At 54.8% G+C, this 23,650-nt stretch carries 19 protein-coding genes; 8 read left to right on the top strand and 11 right to left on the bottom strand.

What is annotated here, in order from left to right:
• Positions 1–13: 13 nt before the first annotated feature.
• The 3 genes from ACR0A2_RS00680 to ACR0A2_RS00690 are packed head-to-tail and all read right to left on the bottom strand — an operon-like array spanning position 14 to position 4,012.
• Positions 14–1,618, bottom strand: coding sequence for a class I adenylate-forming enzyme family protein (locus ACR0A2_RS00680; protein WP_480833736.1), 1,605 nt, complete (start codon positions 1,616–1,618; stop codon positions 14–16).
• Positions 1,611–2,402: a crotonase/enoyl-CoA hydratase family protein gene (locus tag ACR0A2_RS00685; protein ID WP_480833737.1), complete on the bottom strand. Its 792-nt coding sequence runs from the start codon at positions 2,400–2,402 to the stop codon at positions 1,611–1,613. The genes ACR0A2_RS00680 and ACR0A2_RS00685 overlap by 8 nt, the downstream gene beginning before the upstream one ends.
• On the bottom strand, positions 2,399–4,012 hold the full coding sequence (locus tag ACR0A2_RS00690) for a class I adenylate-forming enzyme family protein (protein ID WP_480833738.1): 1,614 nt from the start codon (positions 4,010–4,012) through the stop codon (positions 2,399–2,401). The genes ACR0A2_RS00685 and ACR0A2_RS00690 overlap by 4 nt, the downstream gene beginning before the upstream one ends.
• 92 nt (positions 4,013–4,104) lie before the next feature.
• On the opposite strand from ACR0A2_RS00690, the gene ACR0A2_RS00695 reads away from it, so the two are divergent.
• Positions 4,105–4,995: a LysR family transcriptional regulator gene (locus ACR0A2_RS00695; RefSeq protein ID WP_480833740.1), complete on the top strand. Its 891-nt coding sequence runs from the start codon at positions 4,105–4,107 to the stop codon at positions 4,993–4,995.
• 25 nt (positions 4,996–5,020) lie between these two features.
• Here ACR0A2_RS00695 and ACR0A2_RS00700 read toward each other — a convergent pair whose 3' ends face one another.
• Positions 5,021–6,232 carry an aminomethyl transferase family protein gene (locus ACR0A2_RS00700; RefSeq protein WP_480833741.1) on the bottom strand — a complete coding sequence of 404 codons (1,212 nt, stop codon included), beginning with the start codon at positions 6,230–6,232 and terminating at the stop codon, positions 5,021–5,023.
• Positions 6,233–6,382: 150 nt separating this feature from the next.
• Here ACR0A2_RS00700 and ACR0A2_RS00705 point away from each other — a divergent pair, with 150 nt between their 5' ends.
• Positions 6,383–7,309, top strand: coding sequence for a LysR substrate-binding domain-containing protein (locus ACR0A2_RS00705; protein WP_480833742.1), 927 nt, complete (start codon positions 6,383–6,385; stop codon positions 7,307–7,309).
• 711 nt (positions 7,310–8,020) lie between these two features.
• On the opposite strand, the gene ACR0A2_RS00710 is transcribed toward ACR0A2_RS00705, so the two are convergent.
• The 3 genes from ACR0A2_RS00710 to ACR0A2_RS00720 form a co-directional block, all read right to left on the bottom strand.
• Complete coding sequence (locus tag ACR0A2_RS00710; RefSeq protein WP_480833743.1) at positions 8,021–9,349, bottom strand: MATE family Na+-driven efflux transporter; 1,329 nt, start codon at positions 9,347–9,349, stop codon at positions 8,021–8,023.
• A gap of 138 nt (positions 9,350–9,487) precedes the next feature.
• Positions 9,488–9,757, bottom strand: a complete 270-nt coding sequence (locus ACR0A2_RS00715; RefSeq protein ID WP_480833744.1) for a type II toxin-antitoxin system CcdA family antitoxin — start codon at positions 9,755–9,757, stop codon at positions 9,488–9,490.
• Between the two features lie 181 nt (positions 9,758–9,938).
• Positions 9,939–10,382, bottom strand: a complete 444-nt coding sequence (locus ACR0A2_RS00720) for a hypothetical protein (RefSeq protein ID WP_480833745.1) — start codon at positions 10,380–10,382, stop codon at positions 9,939–9,941.
• A 292-nt stretch (positions 10,383–10,674) separates the two neighbouring features.
• Here ACR0A2_RS00720 and ACR0A2_RS00725 point away from each other — a divergent pair, with 292 nt between their 5' ends.
• Positions 10,675–11,397 (top strand): 3'-5' exonuclease, encoded by a 723-nt coding sequence (locus ACR0A2_RS00725; RefSeq protein ID WP_480833746.1) that lies wholly within the window; start codon positions 10,675–10,677, stop codon positions 11,395–11,397.
• A 243-nt stretch (positions 11,398–11,640) separates the two neighbouring features.
• A complete protein-coding gene (locus ACR0A2_RS00730; protein ID WP_480833747.1) occupies positions 11,641–12,027 on the top strand; it encodes a hypothetical protein in 387 nt (128 codons plus the stop codon).
• 158 nt (positions 12,028–12,185) lie between these two features.
• On the opposite strand, the gene ACR0A2_RS00735 is transcribed toward ACR0A2_RS00730, so the two are convergent.
• Positions 12,186–12,599: a hypothetical protein gene (locus ACR0A2_RS00735; RefSeq protein WP_480833749.1), complete on the bottom strand. Its 414-nt coding sequence runs from the start codon at positions 12,597–12,599 to the stop codon at positions 12,186–12,188.
• 10 nt (positions 12,600–12,609) lie between these two features.
• Complete coding sequence (locus ACR0A2_RS00740; protein ID WP_480833750.1) at positions 12,610–12,984, bottom strand: hypothetical protein; 375 nt, start codon at positions 12,982–12,984, stop codon at positions 12,610–12,612.
• Between the two features lie 1,004 nt (positions 12,985–13,988).
• Here ACR0A2_RS00740 and ACR0A2_RS00745 point away from each other — a divergent pair.
• From ACR0A2_RS00745 to ACR0A2_RS00760, 4 genes are read left to right on the top strand one after another with little or no spacing between them, the layout of a single operon-like run.
• Positions 13,989–15,836 (top strand): hypothetical protein, encoded by a 1,848-nt coding sequence (locus ACR0A2_RS00745; RefSeq protein ID WP_480833751.1) that lies wholly within the window; start codon positions 13,989–13,991, stop codon positions 15,834–15,836.
• 59 nt (positions 15,837–15,895) lie between these two features.
• On the top strand, positions 15,896–16,939 hold the full coding sequence (locus ACR0A2_RS00750) for a hypothetical protein (RefSeq protein WP_480833752.1): 1,044 nt from the start codon (positions 15,896–15,898) through the stop codon (positions 16,937–16,939).
• Entirely contained in the window at positions 16,936–18,249 is a 1,314-nt protein-coding gene (locus ACR0A2_RS00755) for an EH signature domain-containing protein (protein ID WP_480833753.1), read from the top strand. The genes ACR0A2_RS00750 and ACR0A2_RS00755 overlap by 4 nt, the downstream gene beginning before the upstream one ends.
• 2 nt (positions 18,250–18,251) lie before the next feature.
• Positions 18,252–21,359 (top strand): DEAD/DEAH box helicase, encoded by a 3,108-nt coding sequence (locus ACR0A2_RS00760; RefSeq protein WP_480833754.1) that lies wholly within the window; start codon positions 18,252–18,254, stop codon positions 21,357–21,359.
• 121 nt (positions 21,360–21,480) lie between these two features.
• On the opposite strand, the gene ACR0A2_RS00765 is transcribed toward ACR0A2_RS00760, so the two are convergent.
• Together ACR0A2_RS00765 and ACR0A2_RS00770 are read right to left on the bottom strand one after the other, a co-directional pair.
• A complete protein-coding gene (locus tag ACR0A2_RS00765; protein ID WP_480833755.1) occupies positions 21,481–22,188 on the bottom strand; it encodes a hypothetical protein in 708 nt (235 codons plus the stop codon).
• 129 nt (positions 22,189–22,317) lie between these two features.
• On the bottom strand, positions 22,318–23,640 hold the full coding sequence (locus tag ACR0A2_RS00770; RefSeq protein ID WP_480833756.1) for a hypothetical protein: 1,323 nt from the start codon (positions 23,638–23,640) through the stop codon (positions 22,318–22,320).
• Positions 23,641–23,650: the final 10 nt, after the last annotated feature.

The following is a 23,650-nucleotide window of genomic DNA, read 5'->3' on the forward strand; positions in this document are numbered from 1 at the left end:
CGTTCCCTTTCGGTCAGAGTTCATGAAAATCTCCAGCGACAAAGCGGTCGCGGAGAATAAATTTCTGGATCTTGCCCGAACCGGTCAGGGGAAACTCATCCACCTGCACCCAGACATTCGGGGTTTTCTGCGGTGACATGTTTGCGCGGCAATGCGTGTGAAGTTCTGCCTTTTTGAGCTGTTTGTTGCTGCGGATGAACGCGCCGATCAGCTCACCCCATTTAGGGTCTGGCAACCCGACGACTGCAACCTCGGCAACGTCAGGGTGCTCCAGAAGACAGTTCTCGATCTCCGCAGGGAAGTGGTTCTCGCCGCCCCGGATGATCATCTCTTTGACACGGCCAGTGACGCTCACATATCCGCGCGCGTCCATCCGGCCCAAATCACCGGTATGCAGCCAGCCATCCGCATCCACCGTCTCGGATGTGGCCTTGGAATTGTCGTTGTACTCCAGCATGACACAGGGGCCGCGGGCGCAAATCTCTCCGACCGCGCCAATGGCGACGGCGCAATGGTCATCGACGCTGCGGATCGAGACCTCAGTCTGTGCTACCGGCTGGCCAGCCGTGTTGCAGATGTCGTCAATACAGTCGCCCAGATGATGCTGGGTAATCACCGGGCAATGCTCGGTCTGACCATAGAGCGTTGAAAACCCGGCCCCCATCAGCGTCTGGACCCGGCGCACCAGTTCGGGGGCAACCATCGAACCGCCGCAGCTGACAAGCTTCAGGGCCGACAGGTCGCGCGGGCGCTTTTCCTGCGCGTCAAGTAGCGCCACCACCATGGTCGGCACGCCAAGGATGATGTCCGCGCCGTTCGCTTCCAACTGGTCAAGCACAACATCCGGGTCGAACAGGCTAATCAGCACCATGCGGCACCCCGCCTGAAGGCATCCAAGCGTAACCATGCCGCAGCCCGAGGTGTGGAACATCGGCATGATGTTGACCCAGGTCGTCGCCTTGGTCGCGCCACAGCGGGACGCGTAGAAGCGCGCATTGTTGACCAGCCCGCGATGGCTCAGCACCGCCCCTTTGGGAAAGCCGGTCGTGCCGGATGTATACTGGATCATCGCGGCGTCGCCTGGGGCGACTTCGGGCAAAGCAGGCGGGCGGTCCCCTTCCGCGTGAAGCACGGCGCTTTCCATGTCCGTGACTTCGCGCACCGATGGGATGCTCGCCGCGACCTCAGCCCCAATCCGGCCCATCGGGTTGCCGCGGAATTCCTCGACAAGAAACAGGGCGACCGCCCCGGACTGCTCCAGCACATACTCCAGTTCGCGGGCTTGAAAGGCCGGGTTTGCGGTCACCAGGACCAGCCCGGCCAAGGCGCAGGCATATTCCATTAGCACCCATTCCGGGCTGTTGGGGGACCAGATGACGACGCGTTCCCCCGGAGCGAAACGGGTCGTGAGAGCCCGCGCCAGTTTCTCAGCCTCTGCCAGCAGTTCGCCATATGACCAGTTCCGTCCAGGCGACCCATCCTGCCGGATCTCCGTCAGGGCCTCGGAATTTGGCCGCGTCTCGGCAATCTCACGCAGCATCGCTCCGACTGTTATCTCGCGTACATCCATGTCAGGCTGGGCCGGGACGTAGGACGTTTTGAGGTTCAGGTCATACATCGCGGAAATCTCCGCCCCGTCCTTTGCCGCTGGCGAAACGGGTCGCGCCTTCGACACCTTTCGTCACCTCGGCCTTGCTGCCACGCCATTCCTGTCGAAGAGCGTCGTGCAAAGGCAACCCGTGTTGCGCCCGTACAGAACGGCGATCCGCGCGCATGCAGCTTTGTGGGAAACGAGCAATGTCGTGGGCCAGGGCTTCGGCCTTCGCGCGCGCGTCACCTTCGGGCACCACGTATTCACACAGGCCTATTCGCAGGGCTTCATCCGCATCTACACGGCGGCCGGTCAGGATCAGGTCCATAGCACGGCCTTCCCCAACCAGCCGCGGCAGTCGCACCGTGCCGCCGTCGATCAGTGGAATGCCCCAGCGGCGGCAGTAGACACCCATAAAGGCGGTCTCTTCCATCACCCGGATATCGCACCAGAGCGCCAATTCCATACCGCCCGCAACTGCTGGTCCAGCAACAGCGGCGATCACCGGTTTGGACAACTCCAGCCGGCTGGGCCCCATGGCCGCCATCGGCGGTTCACCTTCGTCGGGAAAGTCAAATGGATCGAGCGCTTCGGCCCCGGCAAGTGATGCCGCGTGTTTCAGATCCCACCCGGCACAGAACGCTCCGCCTTCGCCCCAAAACACGGCGGCGCTGGCGGTATCGTCCGCGTCAAACGATTGGAAGGCCTCAAAGAGTGCCTTGGCGCTTTCCGGATCCATGGCGTTGCGAGCCTCAGGGCGGGAATGGATGATGGTCCAGACCGGACCATCCTTTTCAACGCGAACGCTCATGCTAACAGCTCCCCATAACTACCTGCGAGATACAGCTCCCGGATGGCGAACTTCTGTACTTTGCCGGAACCCGTCAGGGGGAATTCCGGGACTTGCACCCAGACTGAAGGGGTCTTCTGCGCCGACAGATGAGCGCGGCAATGAGCGCGCAGGTCGGTCACGTCCGGTGCAGTGTCGGACAAGATGAATGCGGCAATGATTTCTCCCCACTTCTTATCCGGCAGGCCGACCACGGCCACTTGCGCCACGTCTTGGTGGGTCACCAGAACGGCTTCGATCTCGGCCGGAAAATGGTTTTCACCGCCGCGGATGATCATGTCCTTGACCCGGCCGGTCACCCGCACAAAACCCTGGCTGTCCATTGTGCCCAGATCACCAGTGTGCAGCCAGCCGTCGTCATCAATGGCGGCGGCGGTGGCCTCTGGATTGTCGTTGTAGCCGATCATCACAGCGTAGGAACGCGCGCAGATTTCGCCTACTTCACCGACTGGAAGCACGCTGTTGTCCTCCGGAGAACGGATCGAAACTTCTGTTTGCGGCAGCGGCTGGCCCGCCGTTTCCACGATCTGTTCAAGGGTGGCCTTGACCGGGTTCAGGCAGATCATCGGGCTATGCTCCGTCTGCCCGAAAGCGCTGAGCAGGTGACAGCCCAGACGGTCCCGCACCCGGCGAACCAGATCGGGTGGCACCGGCGCGCCGCCCGTCGTGATGACCTCAAGCGAAGACATATCGCGCGGGGTCTGTTCGAGGGATTCCAGCAGGTTGAACAGCATGGTCGGGACGGCAAAACAGGTTGTGACCCCCTGTTCCTCGATCAGCCGGGCAAAGATATCTGCGTTGAAACGCTTGATCAGTAGCATCTTGCAAGCTGCCTGGAGGCACCCCAACGCACCCGTTGCGCAACCCGCGGTGTGAAACAGCGGCATGAAATTGGCCCATACAGAATGCGCGCCGACTTGCGCCCGCCCGCAGAAGAGCCGGGCGTTGTTCACCAGGTTCTTGTGGCTGAGTACGGCACCCTTGGGGAAACCGGTTGTCCCCGAGGTGTACTGAATCTGCGCGGCATCATCTGGCAGAACTTCAGGAAGCACAGCGGGCCGTTCGCCGATGGCGTAGAGAGCGCCTGCGTCCTCCAGGTTTATGATCTCACGCAGGTGTTTGTTCCCGTCTGTTGCTTCCTGCGCGATTTCAACCATCGGGTTTCCACGGAATTCATCGACCATGAACAGGCCGGCTGCACCGGATTGCTCCAGCACATACTTTAGCTCAGAGGCTTGAAAGGATGGATTGGCGGTAACCAGAACCAGCCCTGCCAAGCCGCAGGCATACTCCATGAAAATCCACTGGGGGATATTGGGCGCCCATACTGCAATCCGCTCACCCTGGGCGTAGCGGGAGGACAGGGCCAGCGCCAGTCGCTCAGCCTCTTCCAGAAGTTCGCCATAGGTCCACTCTCGGTCGCAACTCCCATTGTCAGAAACGTCAACCATCGCAACTGAAAGTGCGTGTCTGTCTGCGATTTCCCCCAGCAAGCCGCCAACAGTGATGTTGCGGATTTCTGCGTCGCCCTGAGCGGGAAAATGTGAGGTCGAAAGGTTTGGCAGATACATTAGAGGCTCCCTGATACAGCAAGATCATTGCATGGTCTGATCGCCTTGAATAATATCAATGCGCCATCAAGCGATAACTTGGAGCTATCATCTTGAATCTCACCCTGCGCCAATTTCTGGTGTTCAAAACCATCGTCGAAAGCGGCGGCTTCCGGAAAGCGGCAGAGGTTCTGAATACGTCGCAACCTGCCTTGTCCAAGACCATTCAATCGCTGGAAGCCGAACTTGGTTTTTCGCTGTTGGATAGATCCACCCAGACGGTGGAAATGACCAAAGCCGGTGAAGTGTTTTACGAACGCCTTGGAGAGCTTTTTGACCTGGTCGATCAGATCGCAAACAATGCCCGGGACGTGGCCGAAGGGCAGCGCGGAAGCCTCTCCATCACTTACACAGATTTTGCCATTCTCGGTCAGCTGCCGGAAACGATAGAGACCTTCCGGCGGCAACAGCCAAGGGTCAAGATCGGCGTCCGGTTCTATCCAAGCCCTCGCCAGATTGAACTGGTTCTGAACGGGCAGGTCGATATCGCGTTCATCTGGCATTTCATGGGGCATGTGCCGCCAGTTCTCAACTGCCAGCCGATTTCGAGCGAAGGGCTCGCCGTCGTTCTGCCCGATCATCATCCTCTGGCCTCGCGCGACACGATTGACCTGGTAGAGCTGCGTGATGAGACATTTCTGATCGGTGACACGCCTTGGCTTCCGTTCACCAACCTTGTCAGGGATCTTTGCATCGAACGGGGGTTTGTCCCAAAGACCGGACAGGTTGCGTACCTTCGGGACGAGTTCTTTACGTTTGTGCTGCTGGGCATGGGTGTCCTGATTTATCCCGAGAACGTTGTACGCGCGCGCCGGGCCGGGCTCAGCGCCGTGCGCATCCGGGATGTGGGGAAAGTTGTCGATATTGCGGCAGTTTGGCTTAAGGAGACACGCAACCCGGCACTTCCAGCGTTTCTTGACCTGTTACCTGGCCAGATTGCGTGATCCTCTCCTATAGCGCTTGTGTCTTTCACTGCGCGGGGATCGGTTTGGCCGGGATGTCGACCATCTTGCCGCGGGGGATCAGGCGGTCAGCGTCATACATCGGCAAGGAACAGAGTTCGCCGCTTTGGGTGGTGCCATCGGAACAGAGCACGTCCACTTTTGTACCAGGGCCCTGCGTAGGGTCATCCATGCGCACGATACAAACACCACAGTTTTGATACGGGGAGTAGCCCGATGAGCAAACTCGACCGGCTTCCTGGCCATCGATTGTCATCACGCGACCCAACTGTGCCACACCACCAGTCACACGCATCCCCCAGGTACGGCAGGATTTGTCGGAGGTTTCCAGAGCCTCGCGGCCGATAAAGTCGCGGTCATCGAACTCAACGAATGCGCCAAGACCAGCGTCGAAAGGTGTGGTCTCCGCTCCGAAATCGGATCCGGCATTCAGCAGGCCGGCCTCGATCCTCCGGGCGCGGAAAACAGGTGTGCCGGTCAGCAGGATGTCGAAGGCCGCGCCGACCTCCATGATTTTGTCGCCGATGGCCGGGATATCCGTATCAGGCAGAAGATAGACCTCCCAGCCCAGTTCGTTGGTGAAACCCGATCGGCTGATCCAGCAAGTCTGGCCTGCAATTGAAACCTCAGCGCAATCAAAATAGCGGAACGGGTCCGGCATCGGTCCGTCAAGCACAGCTGCCAGCAGTTCCAGCGAGCGTGGACCCTGGATTTGGCTGACCCAAACATTCGGGTCGTGGATTTTCACCTCCAGGCCTTGGGCATGCGCCTTGTACCAGCTGAACAGGTCGCCATCCGCCTGCGCCATCCAGAACCTGTCTTCCGCAAGCCGCAACAACACCCCATCGGTGATCATGCCACCGTCGTGATAGCAGGCAAACTGATAGGAGCAGCGCCCGGGTTTCATTTTGCTGACGCTGCGGGTGAAAACCTTGTTCAGCAGGGTTTCGGCGTCGGGGCCGCTGATTTCGATCGGAAATTCACCAGTATGTCGGAAAATGACGTTGGTGCGCACGGCCCAGTACATTTCATCGTCAGAGGCCGTGCTCAATGCTTCCGGCGTCAGGCGTGAGTTATAGAGCGTGTATTCCGGGTCATAGGGCAGCTCCATGTAGCTGAGCGGATGGGCGGGCATGGTTCGCGCCAGTTCGCGTGGACGCGCACCCTTGTTGGGCAGAGCTTTAGCCACGAAACGGAATTGGGAAAGATCGGCATTCATGATGTTCACCGTTTGGAATTGTTTGACACCTGCGGGTGCTTGCCGGGTGGCGTGCGGTCTCCACGCATTGCATTAGGCCTATCTCGGCCAATATGGCTGGCGCAAACCCAATGAATTGCACAAGCTGTTCGAGAATATTAGACAGGTGAGATGCGCTTTCGTTCCTATGACGCCCTGAAGACCTTTGATGTTGTCGCCCGCACACTCTCGATGACTGCGGCAGCCAAAGAGGTGCATCAGTCCAAAGGATCGGTCAGCTATCAGATCAACAAGCTCGAGAGGGATCTTGGGTTTCAGCTGTTTGAAAGAGGCAAAGCCAAACTGACCCTGACTGACGCCGGGCGCAGGTTGTGGCACGTCTCCCAATCTGCCCTGGGGCAGATCGACCGGGAAATTTCAGATCTGCGTGGCGTCTCGTCAGCTGCGGTGAACATTGGCGCGCTGACCTACTTTTCTTCCCGCTGGCTCTCCCCACGGCTCACGCGCTTCTTTGAGGCCAATCCGGGCGTCAGTTTGCGGATTGAACCGATCAATTCCATCGAGATGTTGGAGACTACCAGAGTGGATCTGGCAATTCTCTGGGGGCTCGGCGGCTGGGAGAACTACAAAAGCGAGCTTCTCATGCCTTGCCCTGCAGTCCCAACTGCTAATCGAGCTGTCGCCGACCAAATTGAGAAGCTGGGAATTGCGGATGCTGTTCGCAGGCTTCCATTGCTTGGCGATAGCTCTGGCGATGCAGGTTGGCGTGCCTGGCATGATGAGGTGGGACTTCCTTATGAACCCAGTCGGTCAAGCCTGACAATCCCGGACTCCAACAGCCGGGTTCAGGCAGTTGTTGACGGCCAGGGGGTGGCTTTGTGGGATGATCTGGTCATCCCGGAAATAGAAGCCGGAACTCTGGTCAGAGTGTCGGATGTTTGGGTGAAAACTTCTGGCTACCATGTCGTCTTCCAGAAAGCCCCTCTCTCGCCAGGAGCGAAAGCGTTTTTGGATTGGCTCTGGAGTGAAGCTGAAAGTAGCCATTCAGGCGACCGCCTTGAATTGTCGCCCTCAACAATCCCTGATAAACAGCGCTGATTTCAATGGCTGCTTCGAGCTGACCTCGCTATGGCAGCGTCCGCTTTAAACGCCTCGCACACTTTCACTACTCGCGCGGCATCGAGCGGTTCTGGGCCCTAAACCCACTTGCTGTTGCGCAGAGAAAACGGGGCTTCAAGGATCACCAGATTGGTCGCTCTTGCCGAATCCTCCTGATCGGTTCGCGCTTGCAGCGAAGGTCTGCTGTCCGCCCCTTCCGCCTGAACCTAATGGCAAAAATGGCTGTGCGGGAGACCCCGCCCATGATGTGTTCTTCAAGATTTAGCGGTGCTTTGGGTCAGCTCACCCAACACGAAGCGACGGGCTGCAAATTGCCCCAAATGCAAAGAGACGTTTAAGAAGTCGACCGGTACCAAAGCAGCTTTTCAGTTCTTGTGCGCGTACAAAGCGTCCAGGAGGTGATACGGCGCAATGTCTCGAAACTGTGCGACGAGCGCGGGGTCGTTTGAGCGATCACGCCCGCAGCTTTTCAGAAGATACCGCACATATAGAAGCATAGCGACTGTCGTTCCTGTGGCTGCAATGTTGAATGTGACTTCCCACACTGTCATTTAGGTGCTCCCTCAACTGATAAGTTTCGCTTTCCTGCACTGTTTCACGCTCCACAAGTGGGGTGCGATCCACAACTACTGAGAAGTGGACCAATGGCAGACTTCCTCCGGAAATCCCAGGCGAGCAAAAAAACCGCAATCATCCTTTCTGCAAGACGAGACCGGGCTCTGCACACGTTGAACGCCCGAAATACCCCGCGCGCCAAAACTGCCAGAGTGTTACCAAGCTATCCATCGCTATTCCGCCGCCAAAGAGAAAAGCTATTTTGATAAGATCCGGGACAAATTCACCCGCGAGGTACGCGACAAAGGCCCCGCCATAGTAGATCACGCTGACGAACAGGGATTGATAGAGCATCAGGTCCGTTCTGCCCATCCCATATAAGTAGCTGTCAAGAACATGGTTCAAAGCGAAAACGACATAGAAACCCAGTAAAAACAGCGCGAGGTACACCACCTTTTCAGCCTCATCCGACCCCATCGCATTAGCGATGAACCAGTGCCATGCTGGGATCGTAACAAGCCACAGGCCAACTATGATCACGGTAAGCCAGAAATATCCCGCCAAACGCCCATCGACCTTGCCTTGGTGATTTCCAACGTCTTGCCGGATCAATGTCCCGAGGGTGAGGACCGGCAACAGAAGCCAGCCCCAAATGAAGTTGTTGGTCACCCAGAACAGACCCGCTTCGTTGACCTCGTTTACCAGTTTCAGGATCATGAGTGAGAAGGCAAGGTTTCGGACGCCTGCCTCCAGGCCAGAACGGATCGCCACGCACAACCAGTCCTTTTTCCACCCTTCGACGCGTCCAAGATGAGGAATGCCGAGAACTCCGGCTCGTGCGAGAATTGCGATGGACGGGATAAACAACAAAGCACCAACCGCGATATTCGTTAGAGCGACGCCCTGAACCCCGAGGTCGAGCGAAAAATCAAATTGTCCCACGAAGACGCTGTCAAAGAGGATGGTCAGCATTGCTCGTGCCGCCACCAGAGCAATGAGGACACGCGACCACGACAATGCGACAACGACGATGATGCAGATGTCATTCAGGACGCCGACCATCATGCCTAACGCCTCGAGACGCACATATTCTGCCGTTTGCGCCTGAAGCTCAGGTTGTTGCGACATCGCGCGTGTTAACCAATCTGAGCCGAGCAGTATCGTGATTGTCAAAAGTCCGTAGGAAATGAGAGCGACAAGAAAGGCATCGCCGACTCTTTCACGCAGGGTCGCACGATCCGCAATGACCTTCCCAAAGACGTAGTAGAGCGGCAGCAAGAGCGCTTCCTGAACCACTTCATATGCAAGATTCAGCCATGCGGCTTGAGCCGCAATGCTGACGCTCCACGTATCCGGCAGGCTGTTCAGGAAATAAACTCGTACTGTTGAATAAAGGGTCGGCAACAGGGCTGTAAGAGCTATGGCAAACCAAAGTCGGTAATCGATGCCTTTCAGAGAGGACATGTAATATTCCGTTAATCCAAATTGATACTGGTGCGCGACTTCACGCTAAACAGATCCCGCGTCAACTGACCATTTTATAGTCAAGTGATGGTCTTTGCGCTTTTCGCTGCTGACGGGTGAAGTGCAACGGAAGTGTCCTCAATCTTTGTTCTTGTGGTGATGTTTCGCGTGCTCCTCAATAGCCCCCGCGTGCTCCTCGAGCCAAGCTCGTTTCCGCTCTTTCTTGGTCGCGACAAGTTCCGAAATACGCTTGTCAAGAGCGTCGGTATCTGCATCGGTCAACTGACTACGCTGTTCGAGCAAAAGGTCGATGATGATCTGGCGAGGGAGTCGCCAAAGCAGTTTTTCCAACACCCGAACGTTGTCTTTCAAAAAGTTCTCGTCTGAATTCGTTGAATCGTCCATCATCCGTTCGCATTCCTCGTTCAATCTCGGTTTAGCATGGCTTCGTCCATTGCGTTTTGACCCCGCATCTTTGGTCGTCGTACCAGCAATGGCCGCCAATATACTTGTTGATCAGCGGCCTATTGCATCGCACCACTTCGAAGGTTTCGGCAACTCAGTGAAGTTCATGACCTCGTAGAGTTCGTCAGCGAACGCAACTGATCGTCGTCAGCATATCCATCTTCTCATGCGATGAGGCGGGCTCATTGCGAATTGGAACATCTTTCACGTCGCGGCCTTCCCATTTGATCTCGACGCCGATGCGGTTCAGTGCGTCCCTCACGAACGCTTTGACTTCAGACCGAACGCTTTTTTCCGAATGAAATACCGCAAAGGATGAAACCGCGGTCAGATCTGCGGCGTAGTGCTGCTCAAACACTAACTTCGCTTCAAACATGTCCTTGACGATATCATGCAATATACGCAGCTTTGTTGCCCGTGTCTCAACGAGAGACCGATCAAACTCTATCAACGCCAATACTGCAGCTTCGTAGTCGTCTTCTGGAGACGAACTCCGTGATGTGCCTGTCGATCGCGCGCGGGCAGCTTCATCGTCGTCGCCATCTACCAACGGATCGTTCTTTGTCATCTTTCAATCTCCAGTTTGATTGCGAATATCATTAAAATTCTGAGACCTCGTGCCAGGGAACACCTTCCCCAGGAGACCCAAAGCTGGTCAGCGAGTTTGTCGCGCATACCCCGATGTTTGTCGTAACTCATTGAATCTGGTACACGATCAAGAGGCGCTTTCGGCATTTATGCGCAGTAATCCCTGTGAAAGCCTACATGAAGCGGTCCAGTGCCAGAGGGATGAGTTGCTGAGCGCCGAATGACGAATACCAGACCGGGAGGCTCCAAACCAAGTTTGCAGCTATAAGATCATGTCTCAGAACGACCTGGAAAACTTGTTGCACTCAATCAGTCGGCCGACGCAGAAAGAGGAATCCTTTTTCGCGAAACGTTGCGCCCTTGGTCTCGGCGTTGGACGCGATGAGCACGGGAAAATGGTCTATCCGAAGAAACTCATATTCATCGACTTCGAGGCATCGTCCTTGAGTTCGGATAGCTGGCCGATCGAAATCGGCCTCGCCTGGATCGAAGGCCGGGATGTCGCTGTCGAAAGCAAGCTCATACAGCCGAACCCAGACTGGTCCTTGGACGATTGGTCGGAAGAAAGTGCTGCCGTGCACAATATCCCGTTCAACGAACTGAGTACGGCCGAACCCGCAGCGGATGTCGCGCGCTGGCTGAAGGAAACCGTCGGTGACAATGTCCTTGTCAGCGATGCTCGCGAGTTCGACCAGCGATGGCTTGATCGTCTTCTTACGACGGTTGGTGACGTGGCGTGGCAGATCGACGACTTCGACCGCATCGTCTGGATTTCGTTTTCCCAAGAAGACGGCATTGTTGCGCCCGGCAGGATCGATAAAGTCTACGAAACACGAGCGGAGCGTCCAACAACGCATCGAGCAGGCGCAGACGCAGCAGACCTCGCTCACGCATACAAAGCCGGCTTGCCTCAGATATCTTCACCCAACTTCTTCGAGCCGATGCCCGAGGAGGATCTGCAGCGCTGGGAAAGTGGAAAGGAAGACAAAGACTAAGTCCGCCGTGGGAAGTATATCCTCACCGCGCCCGCCAAAGCGTGGTCCGTAGATGCTCCGACCCGTCTTAGTTGTCAGTTTTTGCGTCTGAGACTTGGTGGGCCGGACATTGCAAGCAGCGCATTTCCACGATTTGAAAGCAATGAACGGCTCAACATTTCGGGCTTCAAACAGACAATTTCTCTTTTTTTTGAGACGACACATCTTTTGCTAACCAAAACGCTACATCACAACGAGAGCCCTATGTCCGTACAGAAATTCTTGTCCGATCTGATGATCACGACCATCGCAGATGGAACCCTGTGTCTAAGTGAAAACGCAAGGGAGATACGATTTACGCTTATCAACAAAGACTATTCAGTTGCCGGACGGGTGTATCCCCGTTCCGATTGGATAGATGAATTCGGTCGACCAGGCTTGATGCCGGTAATCGAAGGGACTGCCTTGACTTACGGTGAGGATAAAATGGCCCTCCCTCTACCACCCGAAGAAGTCATGTCATCAGCTTACGAGTTGCTGCAGGAGCGCCTCGCACCGGAAAAGCTGTTCACTTTCGACAATGAGCGGGGCTGGTTGTTGACGTCATTTTACATAAAGCCGTTACGTCAAACCGACAAAGACGCCGCATAAAGCCAAGCATGAACTAAATCATGGCAGGAAGTCGGCATCTGCGTGGATGCCGATCTCTTTCCTGAATAAACCAAGCTATTTGCTGCACTCTTTTTTCGTTGCCTTGATTGGGCAACGAGAGCGAGCAATTCGGGCTTGGAACGCTGCTACTTCGTCCGTCAATCATACATGCCGATCAACGCTCGGGCTTTCACACGTGCCCTCAGGCGATTTCGGAGAAACTGAAACTGACTCCATGCCAGAATTCGGAGACGTAGCCGCTCCAGTTCATCGTCGATCAGTACATCTTCTTCCGTGTCCATCTCGAGCACCCTGTTGCCATAGCCCGCGCACCGTGCGTTTGCAGCGGAGACGAGATCCTTGCCGACCATGGCGATACACGCATCGTCTCGCTCATCGAGAACGTCGCCGCGTTCCAGCCGCTCGAGCATATGCGAAAAGCTGCGCTGCATCAGCCCGCGCGGAATTGGCCCATGCCGCGCGCAGTCGTCTGCAAAAGCGGCCGCTTGCGAGATCACGGAAGCACCCAGCTCCTCGAGCGTTTGTTCCCGGCGAATGTATGTGTAGCTCATCACGATCTCCTCACGCTGCCGCATCAGTCGTAGCCATGTCCGGTGTGACCTTTGTCGCATCGATTTCAGCGATCAGATTTTCCAACCTGTCGGTTAATCCGCAGATGACCAGCACAACTGGATCTTCTGGCGAAATCTCAGCGAAGTAGCCACCTTCTGCCCGGACCGGATCACCAACGTGTTCGAGGGCGAGGAGGTCGCGCAGCCACTCCAGACCGCGGCGATGCCGGATTGTGTAGGCGTCGGCTGTTGCGACGGACGCGCGCAGTCGCTGCAGGCGCATCAGTGCTGCGGAACCAGCGAGCAGCAACACTGCATGTTGAAGATCGAGATCAGCAGATTCGAGGAACTCGCCGACCTGCGTCAGGATTTGGTTTTTATTCATTGGGAATTACCCTGTGTTTACGCCGCCCCCATCGGACGACAAGCGCGCAGGCGGGGGCACTCTCCTTTCGCCCTGCACATGGTTTGGATATTGAATCGGTTCCGAGCTGTCTCTTTTTTGCTGCTCATAGAGACGCAGCAAAAAGAGAGACAGTCGGGACTGAGGTAGTGTTGGAAATCTCTATAAGCGTCGCTTCAGGGTAACCTTCCTAAGGTATTGTTCTGGAGGGTTTTTGGTTGGCTGAATTGAAACTTTCCTGCTGAAGGCGAAGGCAGAATCTCTGAAACAGACAGCCCACCGATTCCCATGAAATAAATTGGCGCGATTGGCCCGTTTTTTGTAAAGCCTTGGGAGTTGGAGCGCAGGCCCAAGGGCAGTAGAACCCGTGCATACGAAGTCGTTAGTGCATTGCTGAGGGGCATCTCACGGGCGTGATAGGTACTGCTGGGCGCATGTTCTTGACCGATCCCTCGACAGCGTCAGTCGGGGTCGGGGTTTTGTGGCACCATTCTCAAGATCACGCACCTAAGAAACTCATTTTTGTTAAAAAATTCACATCAAAGGCGTGAGTCTATGCGAACGTCAAATTTCGCATTGCAACTGTCGAATTTTGGCCGCAATCATCTGAGAAGAATGGCTTAAGGTTTCATGTTGAAACAAGAATGGCATCATTGCACGGGTCGCACAAAAGCAAAAAAAAGCCAGTAAACTGATGTCTGCCTTTCACCCTATACACAAATATCGCGACGTCAAAGTTTGATATCTGCTCTCGGCAGCAACGCGGACACGCCCAGTACTAATTTAGAAGGAGCGGCATGGAAAACTTAGGTTTAGAGTTCGGGAATGCAATTCTTGGGGTGGCTTCTGCGCTAAAGAATGAAAGCACTCCTGGTATGGTGGCTTTCGTTCTTTTCGTAAGTTGCTTTTGTTTTGCGGTAAAGCTCGCGTTTGATATGCGGCGCAGAAGATCAATTCTGCGACGTCTATCGAACAAGCTCAACACAATGGACCAGGATGCATTCTCCGCGACGGGCTTTGATGAAGTTTCTCTGTGGATCGGTACTGAACTATCTGGAAATGCACGTGTAAAAGAGCCACTTCAAGAAGCATGGGAGGAATTCGGTGAAACTCTGTTCGTGGATGATCGCTTTGATCCCCCGTCGCGCAGAAACACAGTACGGCCAGTATTCTTTTTTAATTTGGAAGACCTCGGTTACGGAGCAGGGTTTTACCGAATTTTGCCGGGAATTTACGTATCCGTCGGACTTGCTTTTACCTTTTTAGGGCTGATTGCCGCCTTGAACGCCATGGCAAGCGATGGGGAAATCAACGATGTGACAATGCTCACATTGATCGGACTTGCTTCGGCCAAGTTCATCATGTCGCTGTCCGGGCTGGCGTGTTCGATCATTCTCACCGTCTTGTTGCGTATCGAAGTTGGAGGCGTCGACAAGGCGCTTCACAAGCTGGTTCGCAGGCTCGAACGCCGTTTTGACTTTGTCAGCCTCGAGAGCTTGGCGTTGGAACAGCTCAAAGTGCAACGTGATGCGCAAGATGCGAACAAGAAACTTGCATACGAAATGGTTGCCGAGCTCGGCCGCCCGCTGAGGGAAGAACTTCCGCAAGCCATTTCGACTTCTATCAAGGAGAACATGGCACCTGTCCTTGAGAAATTGAGTCAGCAAGGCGCGGATAGTGTCACATCGATGGCCGAGGACTTGTCGCGACAAGTCACCGATGGAATGGGTCAAGCATTGACGGCGGCAAGCGCCAGCATGGCGCAGGCTGGCGACCGGATTGCTTTGCTTGCCGACCGAATGGACAATTCCTCGGGGCGCATGGGCACAGAGATGGAAAGTGCCGTAACTCGAGTAGCTCAGGCAGTTGATGATTTGCGGTCTGCGATGTCGGAGACTGCAGAGCAGACCGGCGGGACCTTCACACAAGGTGCAGAACAACTGTTGGCCGTCATGAATCGCACGCTTGAAGGTATCAAGGACAATACCGGAGAAAGCGCACGTGCGATGTCTGCAGCTGCTGAAGAAATGACGCGAGCGGCGCGCACCATGAAAGAGGAAATGGAGAGCGCTGCCAAGGCTGGGTCAGAAGCGGCTCGCGGGCGCATGGAAGTTGCGGGTGACGAGGTAGGTGCCGCCATCTCCGAAGCCGGGGTATCCTTAGCGACAACCTATCAGACTGCTGCGAACCGAATTTCCGAAATGGCTGCAGGCGTATCAGAACAAGCAGGTAAGAATCTTCTCACTCCTTTGAAAGATATTGAGACCCAGCTGAGAGGTATGGTCGAAACACTCGACGATGGCTCGCGAAGGATGCAGGGTTTTGCAGCTGCCGTTGGCGAAGGGGCACAGGCAGGAAACGCCGCAGCTGACAGCTTCCGCAGCTCTTCCCGAGACATGGTCGAAGCTGTCGCACCTGTACGGGGGACGGTGGAGCTCATGGACAGTTCTATCAACAAGCTGCGCGAAAGCGTTGAGCGCGCAAGCGGAACAGTTGTTATGTCGTCTGACGAAGTTGCCAAGTCGGCAGCCAGAACACTTGAAGCTGCGAGTGCGACTATCGGAAGCGAGCAGCAGTCTATCTCCGCTGTCGTTACCTCCATCGAAGCACTTGTTCGAGAGATGCGAGGGCAAGGCGATCGAATAAATGATATTGATCAGAAGCTGGGTGGCGCATTTGAGCTTTACGCTCGCAGTACTGAAACGTCGATGCAGTCAATTCGCACACACGTTCAGGAGATGGCAAGTGAGATGAATGCCGCGCTCGACTCCCTGCGCGCCATTGTTGACAGCCTTCAGCAATTCGAGCCGCAACAACGTAAGGCTGCCTCCTGATGCGTGGTTTAACTCGAAAGCACTTGCACGAAGAGGAAGAAGAATCCGCGTTTGTGTCTATGACAGACATGACCGTGAGTTTTTTGTTTATCGTTATCCTGCTTTTAGCGTTTTTTGCGAGCAAGTTCAGTTCTGACGACAACGTGCCGCGCTGGCACTACAATCAGGTAGTTTCGGAGCGCGATGCGGCCATAAAGGAACGCGATGAGCTAAGTGCCACGCTGAACGAAACTCAAGTCAAACTTGCTTTGGTCACCTCGCAGCTCCAGGATGCAGTCGTAGAGCTTGCCAAGCTACGTGAAATAATTGCTGAGCAGGACAAGCTGATTGATGACCTGGAATTCATCAAGAAAGAGCTGGAAGCTGAAGTCGTTTCTCTCGAAGCAAAGATCCTGGAGTTGGAGCGCCGCATTGCGGAGCTCGAGGCGATTGTGTCAGAGGAAAATCCGCTGGAACAATATAGTTTCGCAGCGGCTTCTGTTCGACGGCAGATGTTGGAGCGGTTGGCCAAGGTCGTTCAAGAAGATATCGAAGCGCAGAAGATTGAGGGTTTGACGGTCACAGCGCAGGGGGATGCCTTGCGGTTTCAAGGGAGCGGGCTTTTTGCTTCTGGCGCGAGAAGCCTAACCGGGAGAAGTCTGCAAGTAGTGCGATTGCTTGGAGAGCATCTTGATCGGGAACTTCCATGCTATTCAGTTGGGTCGCGAAGCGCCATTTCCAAGGAATGCAATCCGGATCTCGTACTCTTTGAGACCATTCAAGTCGAAGGCCACACAGATAGTAAAGGTGGCAACACCTACAACCTCGATTTGTCGGCAGGCCGAGCTCTATCAGCCTTCACCGCAATTGCGCCAGATCAAGAGCAGCTTGGCTCTGACATGTTGGAGTATCAGAACCTTTTGGGCCAACCACTGCTCGCGTTCGCAGGTTATGGGGAAATGAGACCGATAGTTGATGAGACTTCAGGGGATAGGTCGGCAAACAGGAGGATCGACCTCCGATTTATCATGTACGTGCCACCCGGCGTCGAGTTCATTCCGGAAACTGTTGAGGACCTTGATAAAGTCAGCGAATTGTTGCGAAAAAGGGCATTGGAAAAATGACCCGCGACGCGTTGTCGGATATTCTGTCGAGGCTGGCCTCCCCGGACGAGGTCGTGCCCCCAAACTTTACCGTGCTTCTGCGAAATTGCGGTCGTGTGCTTGACGATCTTGGCCCCGCGAAGTCACGTTTGCGTGACGCCGAAGAGCTATTACGTAGACTCAAGCAGCGGATTTTGGAAAACGACTGGTCGGATGTTTCGCTCAGCTTTGTAATGGAAGCGGGGGAGCATGCCTTCTCGCCTGGTTATCGTGATGATCCTGAGTTTGACCGGGTACGCGCTTTTTTTCTCGATGAAATACCGGCATCTGATAGGCCAGGTTTTCTTGGTGCGATGACGCGAATTTACATCGAGACCTTTGAAGAAACTGGTGCGCATACTCATGCGCTTGCAGCTGCTTTAAAGCGAGTTGCTATTCGCATTGGCGCTCAATGGCGAAAGGTTCTGGACAGCTTTCCGTCGTTGCTTGATCCATCAAAAATTGTTGATGAGATCGCGGATAAAATGGCTTCGTTTAGTGATATTTGGAGTGGTTTGAGGGACTTGGGCATTCGGCAGCCTCACGCGCCCGGGTTGATGGTGGAGGCCCATTTCAGGTTTTTGAAGATTTTTGGTCCGCGAGTTCGTGAAAGAGCGGATATTGAGCGCCTATTGGCTTGGCTGAAGCCCGAAGGCCAGCCCGCGATGGCCACCGGTGCTGCGGAGACGGTGATTGCGCTATTAAAGCCGTGGAAAGAAGGAGGAATTCCTTCAGACGTCAAACAGGTTTTGATGGATCGTTTGTTGGATTTGTACGGACACCCAAAGGTAAGTCGAAACGCGATATGGAACCAGGTTCCGCCTGAACTTGAAGGTTTGTTCCTTCACTGGCTGACAGGTGCTGATATTCGCATGCTCTTTCGGGTTCTTAATGAGGTTGAACGCGGCCATATGTGGGCTGATCGCGAAGAATTCTGGTGGGAGCTTTATGAGAAGAACAGAATCGATGAGGTCTGGGTCGCATTTAACAAAGAAGGCTACCGAGTGGCCCAATCAAAGATGTCGCGCAACCTTCGGCAAAACCCATCTCACGTGCGCTTCGCTTTGCAAGAGGGAGAGAGAGATAAGTCCCTCCTAATAATGCGAATAGGAAAGAAGATCGTTGTGGAAGGCACGTACAATTTCAAAGTGCACATTTTTAGCGCGGAAGCTCGTAACGCTCCGAAGCTTTACCAGCGAAGATATGACGTGGCCAACATACGCGGGAGCTATGGTGCCGAAACCATCCCGCATCTCGGTTTTTGGCAGGGCAAAGTAATGATGGGGATTTGAGAATGGACTTCAAGCCAGAGGTTGATGACGCGGGCATTGCAATAAGTGTCTCTCAAAAACCCGGTGTTCTTCAGCGTTTGCTTGGCGCGCACAAACCCGATCTTGCGGAACTATCTGTTCAAGACCGGCGCTTTGCATTTGCGCTTGCCGATCTTAAGGCAGCGGCAAATGGCCGATCGGATGAACTTAAGTTGTCAGGCCACAGAATTTGGATGTCGCATCGATTGGCGGCAACATTGAATGCGAAGTCAGGAAAGCTTCTCGGCCTGCCTCCGCTGACAGACCTCACACTGAAGACCGACGTCGACGGGGTCGTGGGAGGTGACAATTTCCGTTTGAGGTCAGAATGGTACCGAGGCGGCGTTCGTAAAATGCCGTTGCGAACTGGCGCGATTTTAGCAACTGACAGAGGACAACAGCGCATCCCACTTTGGATGCTGGAAGCGTTAGAGGTTGCAGAGCAACCAATCGGTGTTGGCGATGCCGGCCAATGGGAAGCACTTGCGCGTTTCCGCAAGGCCTTGGACCCAGGAGTGTCCGAAGGTCAGGACACGACTGCCGCAAGGAACTCAATGTCGGACTTCCTTTCTGGCTTGGAGGTAAGCCTTTCTGACGGCTTTTCGATTTCTCCGAACTCTGAGGGAGATGATTTTGACGTTCTACCGTTTTCCAGTGAAACTTTGGGCGAAGCTATAGAACCTTCTGAAGAGATGTCCGAATTGAACGGTAGAGACCTTGGTGAGTTTCAGCGAAAAGTTCGCCAACGTGGGGCATTGAGTGCTTACCGGCTGGGCCCGGGAAAGTTCGTTGTCATCGACGGCTCCGCTGCTCCGGCACTTCAGGTTATGGCAGAAATGCAGCGAGCCCCTACACGTGACCGTTCTGACTTCATTCGAAATCCCGCGCGACGCATCAGTGAAGCCGTGGAGCGTTCGCTGGAAGCATCTGGCGCCTTTGAAGGCCTTGATGACGTCGGCCGAGAGGAAGCGATCGGCCGCGCGGCAGGTAAGCTGTTTGTTGAAACCGCTGAATACGCGCGCTTCTCGGAACGGGTAATCGGCATAGGAATCTATGAGTCTCCTGCAATCGTCACGCAGAGAGATGGTGCAACCACTTGGTTACCGGAGGTTTTCTCCGAAGAGGTGCGCAAAAAAATAGAAGTCATGCCATCTGAAGATCTTGGTTACCTTGCGCAGGCGATCCAGAGCGCAATTCAAAACGGAGATGAAAGCGTAACGGAGTCCGGTGTTCATGTGCCGGCTACAAATGAGGTGCTGAAAGCCATTGAAGCCGAAATCCAAAGCCGACGATCAGAGCAAGAGGGTACGGAAGATGAAAGTGGCCAAGAAACCGGTTGGGAAGCAGAGGGCTTGAATGCTGGCCCGGCAGTTCTTCAAACGCAGGACAATTTTGACGAAGTTCATTGGCTCCCGGATCTAAAATCAAGGGCCCAACCAACTGACGCAACAGTTCCAAAAGCGATACTAACGCCTCTTAGAGAACATCAAATAGAGAGTATGGCTTGGCAGGTATCAGCCTGGGCCTCAGGTCTCCCCGGTGTGCTGAACGCTGACGAACAAGGCCTCGGTAAGACTCTTCAGACGATTTCTTTTCTGGTCTGGCTCAATAATCAAATGGAAGAAGGAAAAGCGTCGCGCGGTCCGTTACTTATTGTCGCCCCAACCTCTCTGCTTGAGAATTGGGAGCAGGAAGTCGCCCGACATGTCGAGGCTCCCGGCCTTGGCCATCTGATCCGACTATACGGAAGCGGTATCGGAGCACGCCGCAAGGCTGGGACAAAGGGAATGGACACAGCAACAGGAGAGGCCCTTCTTGACTTTGGAGACTTGGCGCGGGCTTCCGAGGCCGGTGCCGGGCACAAGACGTGGATTCTGACCACATACTCGACGATGACGAACTACCAGCACTCGTTGGCGCAAATCCCATTTGCAGCTGCTGTGTTCGACGAGATACAGGCCCTCAAAACACCTGGTTCATTGCGCGCTTGTGCCGCCCGGGCAATGAAGGCCGATTTTCGAATTGGTTTGACCGGTACTCCGATCGAGAATTCCACCAGTGATCTTTGGGCGATCATGGATCAGCTTGCACCTGGCAGTTTGGGATCTTTGCGCGAGTTCCGCGATAAGTTTGGAGCACCCGAGACGGATAACATGCAGAAACTTTACACCCGTGTGTTTCAGTCTGAAGGGCGTCCTCCATTGGCGCTCAGGCGTCTCAAAGAAGAAGTCGCCAAGGACTTGCCCGTCAAGCGACGGTTTCTACTGCCTTTGGAGATGCCGGACCTTCAAGCTGAATTCTATGATGACGCACGCTCGAAACTTGCCTCAGGCAAGAAAGGAGGGGCGCTGAAAATGCTGCATCATATCAGATCCGTTTCCGTGCATCCGGACCTAAGTAGTGGCGACGACGATGAAACATTTGTTGCCCTTTCCGCGCGCCTCACGGCCACATTCAAAATTTTGAAAGAAGTGCGTGAACAAAGAGAACGTGCTTTGGTCTTCATTGAACATCGCCAAATGCAATATCGGTTTATCGAACTGGCAAAGGCGGAATTTGGATTGAAATCCATAGATCTGATTAATGGTGAAACACCAATTCGGCAACGGCAGGCTATCGTGAACCGCTTTCAATCAAGCCTTGAGAATGACGGTGGTTTCGACCTTCTGGTGCTTGGGCCTCGTGCTGCAGGCACTGGATTGACGCTGACAGCCGCAACCCATGTTATTCATTTGTCGCGCTGGTGGAACCCGGCAGTTGAAGAGCAATGCAATGACCGTGTCCACCGTATAGGCCAAACTAAGCCAGTACATGTTCATGTCCCTATGGCGATCCACCCCACTTATCGCGCTGAAAGCTTCGATTGTCTGTTGCACAGCTTGATGCAGCGAAAAAGAAAACTGGCCGGCAGCGCACTTTGGCCCATGGGAGACACTGCGGATGATGCAGCGTTCCTTCAACAACGTCTTGGGGCGGACAGCAAGGGTACAGTGGAAGGAGATACTGTCAGTGTTGCGATCTCTGACCTCTTCGAACGAGATGGATTTCCACTTCCGAAACTGGAAGCGGACGGGAGCTATGCGTTCGAGTAGTTGGAAATAGCTTGCCAACAAATACAAACATGAGCGGGGGGATTATCCCGTCTGTTGCTTCTAAAGTCTTTAATCAATGTTTCTTCGGGAATTCGGTTCCGCAGCAACCATTGTTCCCATGCTACTTTAGGAGAGCGGCGACACGTCGGCAGTACTGTATCCAGGAACTTTCGACCAATCCGACGGTCGCGACGGGCAAAGCTCGGAATTCGCCCATGCGTTCCAACAGCACACTTGCGGTGGGATCATCTCCAAGATCGGCGACAGTTGTGTGCACTACTTGCCAGAATTTGTTGATGGCACTTCTCTCGTGTTGCAACGCTTCCGCATGCAGTTGGCAAAGAACTGGCGGAAGCTCGGCTTTTATGGCTCCACTTCTGTCATAGACGGGTGGCGCGCCGATCGGCGAAGGGGGCAGCAGCCCACTTGCTGCAACCACACTCACTTCGAAAAGACGGTTGAAACACGCGACCGCTCGGCGCAGACGCTGGCGTCTCATTCCACCAGCCGCCTCGGCATCGAGTGACCAAACCCAGTCTGAAGTCAATTGGGCAGGCGCGAGACTTGCAGCGGTCGCAGGCGTCTTCAAGCCACCCCAATGCATCTCGATCTCCTGCTTGAGGCCGGCACGCCGGATCAAGTGCCGAAGGGCCTCCCAAGGGTCATCAATATACCCAGCGCAGCTCAACGCGCGGATCACGGCTTGACGACCGCGATGATAGGTTTGAGCGCTGGGGAAAGTGGTCCGAATGTCCGGCTGCAGGTCTTCAAAACTGATTGGGAACCGTGTCTCGAATTCTGCGCACTTGATGCGGTCGAGGCCACCCATTGAGTGACCGAACATATGCAATATGCCGGTGACCTGAGGTGTGGATACAGCAGTGAGATCTGCGAGGGTGTACAAAGAGAACGTCCTTTTTTGGGTGAGTTTAGCTTGGCGGATGTTTTGCCGACGGCATCAGATGAGGTCCGAAATGTCCTCGTCGTGGTCGTAGCTGCCCGAAAATAACGTCTGCGCCGCCTTTACGGCCTGCCGGCGAGCGTTTCGCGAGCGGTATTTCTCAACCGTCGTAAACGAGACGTGATGGTTCACGGCTGCACCATATTGAATGCCAAGCTCGCCTTGGGCCGCCAGGCTGTCATAAGCAAGGCTGCGTGCGATGTGCCCTCCTGTATTTGCGACCGCGGACCACATCCTTGAGTACCAGGCGTAGGCAGCAGGTGTGCCGTCAAACTGCACGTAGAGAGGGCGTTTGGTGGTGAGCACGCGATCCCGCAGAGTTTCGAGATAACGTGAATCCTGGTCCTGCAGGATCAAAGCGTCGATGAAAGGCGTCCAAAAGTTGTCCAGGGGAATGTCCAACTCATCGACATGGGCATTGCGGGTTTTGTTCGGTCGGTATGTAAATCGGTAGCCATCGCGATCTGCGTCGTAGAAGATGCCCTGCCCAAAGACGTGGTTTATCAGGACATCTTCCGGACGGGCGGGAACTGCGACGCCAATTGCGATTGCGGCAGCCCGATTGCGCAACGCATGGCGGCGAGAGGGAGTTTCCAAACGGTCTGCCGAGTAGAGCATGGCTTCGGCGGCGTCGAGTAAGTCTCGAGCACTTCCAAGCTTCTTCAATTTAGCAAACTTCAATGCCGGTTGTTTCCCTTCAAGCCGAACGAGTTCGTCGTAAGTGCGCGAAAGCATGCCCAAAACGTGGTTGGGCATGCCATGCATCCGTGCGAAACGGCGCAGTTCTTCCCAGGTGCTGCGCAAATAGGCCCAGCGGGGAACGCCATCATTTTTCTGAGCGGATCGACTGCGTAGATCGGAGTAATATACCTTCAGCGCCGCAGTGTCTGATAGATCAACTGGCAGCCCACGCTGATCTGCCGACCAGGCGAACATGCACAGGCGTGAAGTCATGCGGTTCAATATCGAAAGGGCAAAAGTTCCTTCGAGCCGCAATCTTTGCAACGTGATTTGCCATTGATCCGGCAAATCTTCGGGCGGGATGGAAACTGATCGCTTGTAGCTTCTGTTGCGGCCCTTGGTGATGCCCTTGAAATCCACTTTTTCATGCCGCGTGGTGATTGCAGTATCGATTGATTTGAGGTGGTCCCCCTCAAACCCCAGTTGTTGCAATGCGTTTCCCAAGCTTCTGAGCGCTTCCGGTTTCTGGTCACACAGTTCCGCGTAGGCGTCGATATCCACTCTGTCCGGACTGGAAACGGAATGCTCTGCACAAAACGACATGAAGGTTTCCAGAGCATTCAGTTCGGCGTCTTGCATGCGCATAACG

It is taken from the genome of Ruegeria sp. H8 (assembly GCF_056532905.1).

What these genes read in the sequence shown, in the direction of transcription:
- ACR0A2_RS00680 (WP_480833736.1), bottom strand. Translation starts at nt 1,618, where the DNA reads ATGTATGACCTGAACCTCAAAACGTCCTACGTCCCGGCCCAGCCTGAC.
- ACR0A2_RS00685 (WP_480833737.1), bottom strand. Translation starts at nt 2,402, where the DNA reads ATGAGCGTTCGCGTTGAAAAGGATGGTCCGGTCTGGACCATCATCCAT.
- ACR0A2_RS00690 (WP_480833738.1), bottom strand. Translation starts at nt 4,012, where the DNA reads ATGTATCTGCCAAACCTTTCGACCTCACATTTTCCCGCTCAGGGCGAC.
- ACR0A2_RS00700 (WP_480833741.1), bottom strand. Translation starts at nt 6,232, where the DNA reads ATGAATGCCGATCTTTCCCAATTCCGTTTCGTGGCTAAAGCTCTGCCC.
- ACR0A2_RS00705 (WP_480833742.1), top strand. Translation starts at nt 6,383, where the DNA reads ATGCGCTTTCGTTCCTATGACGCCCTGAAGACCTTTGATGTTGTCGCC.
- ACR0A2_RS00710 (WP_480833743.1), bottom strand. Translation starts at nt 9,349, where the DNA reads ATGTCCTCTCTGAAAGGCATCGATTACCGACTTTGGTTTGCCATAGCT.
- ACR0A2_RS00715 (WP_480833744.1), bottom strand. Translation starts at nt 9,757, where the DNA reads ATGATGGACGATTCAACGAATTCAGACGAGAACTTTTTGAAAGACAAC.
- ACR0A2_RS00720 (WP_480833745.1), bottom strand. Translation starts at nt 10,382, where the DNA reads ATGACAAAGAACGATCCGTTGGTAGATGGCGACGACGATGAAGCTGCC.
- ACR0A2_RS00725 (WP_480833746.1), top strand. Translation starts at nt 10,675, where the DNA reads ATGTCTCAGAACGACCTGGAAAACTTGTTGCACTCAATCAGTCGGCCG.
- ACR0A2_RS00730 (WP_480833747.1), top strand. Translation starts at nt 11,641, where the DNA reads ATGTCCGTACAGAAATTCTTGTCCGATCTGATGATCACGACCATCGCA.
- ACR0A2_RS00735 (WP_480833749.1), bottom strand. Translation starts at nt 12,599, where the DNA reads ATGAGCTACACATACATTCGCCGGGAACAAACGCTCGAGGAGCTGGGT.
- ACR0A2_RS00740 (WP_480833750.1), bottom strand. Translation starts at nt 12,984, where the DNA reads ATGAATAAAAACCAAATCCTGACGCAGGTCGGCGAGTTCCTCGAATCT.
- ACR0A2_RS00745 (WP_480833751.1), top strand. Translation starts at nt 13,989, where the DNA reads ATGGACCAGGATGCATTCTCCGCGACGGGCTTTGATGAAGTTTCTCTG.
- ACR0A2_RS00750 (WP_480833752.1), top strand. Translation starts at nt 15,896, where the DNA reads ATGACAGACATGACCGTGAGTTTTTTGTTTATCGTTATCCTGCTTTTA.
- ACR0A2_RS00755 (WP_480833753.1), top strand. Translation starts at nt 16,936, where the DNA reads ATGACCCGCGACGCGTTGTCGGATATTCTGTCGAGGCTGGCCTCCCCG.
- ACR0A2_RS00760 (WP_480833754.1), top strand. Translation starts at nt 18,252, where the DNA reads ATGGACTTCAAGCCAGAGGTTGATGACGCGGGCATTGCAATAAGTGTC.
- ACR0A2_RS00765 (WP_480833755.1), bottom strand. Translation starts at nt 22,188, where the DNA reads ATGGGTGGCCTCGACCGCATCAAGTGCGCAGAATTCGAGACACGGTTC.
- ACR0A2_RS00770 (WP_480833756.1), bottom strand. Translation starts at nt 23,640, where the DNA reads ATGCAAGACGCCGAACTGAATGCTCTGGAAACCTTCATGTCGTTTTGT.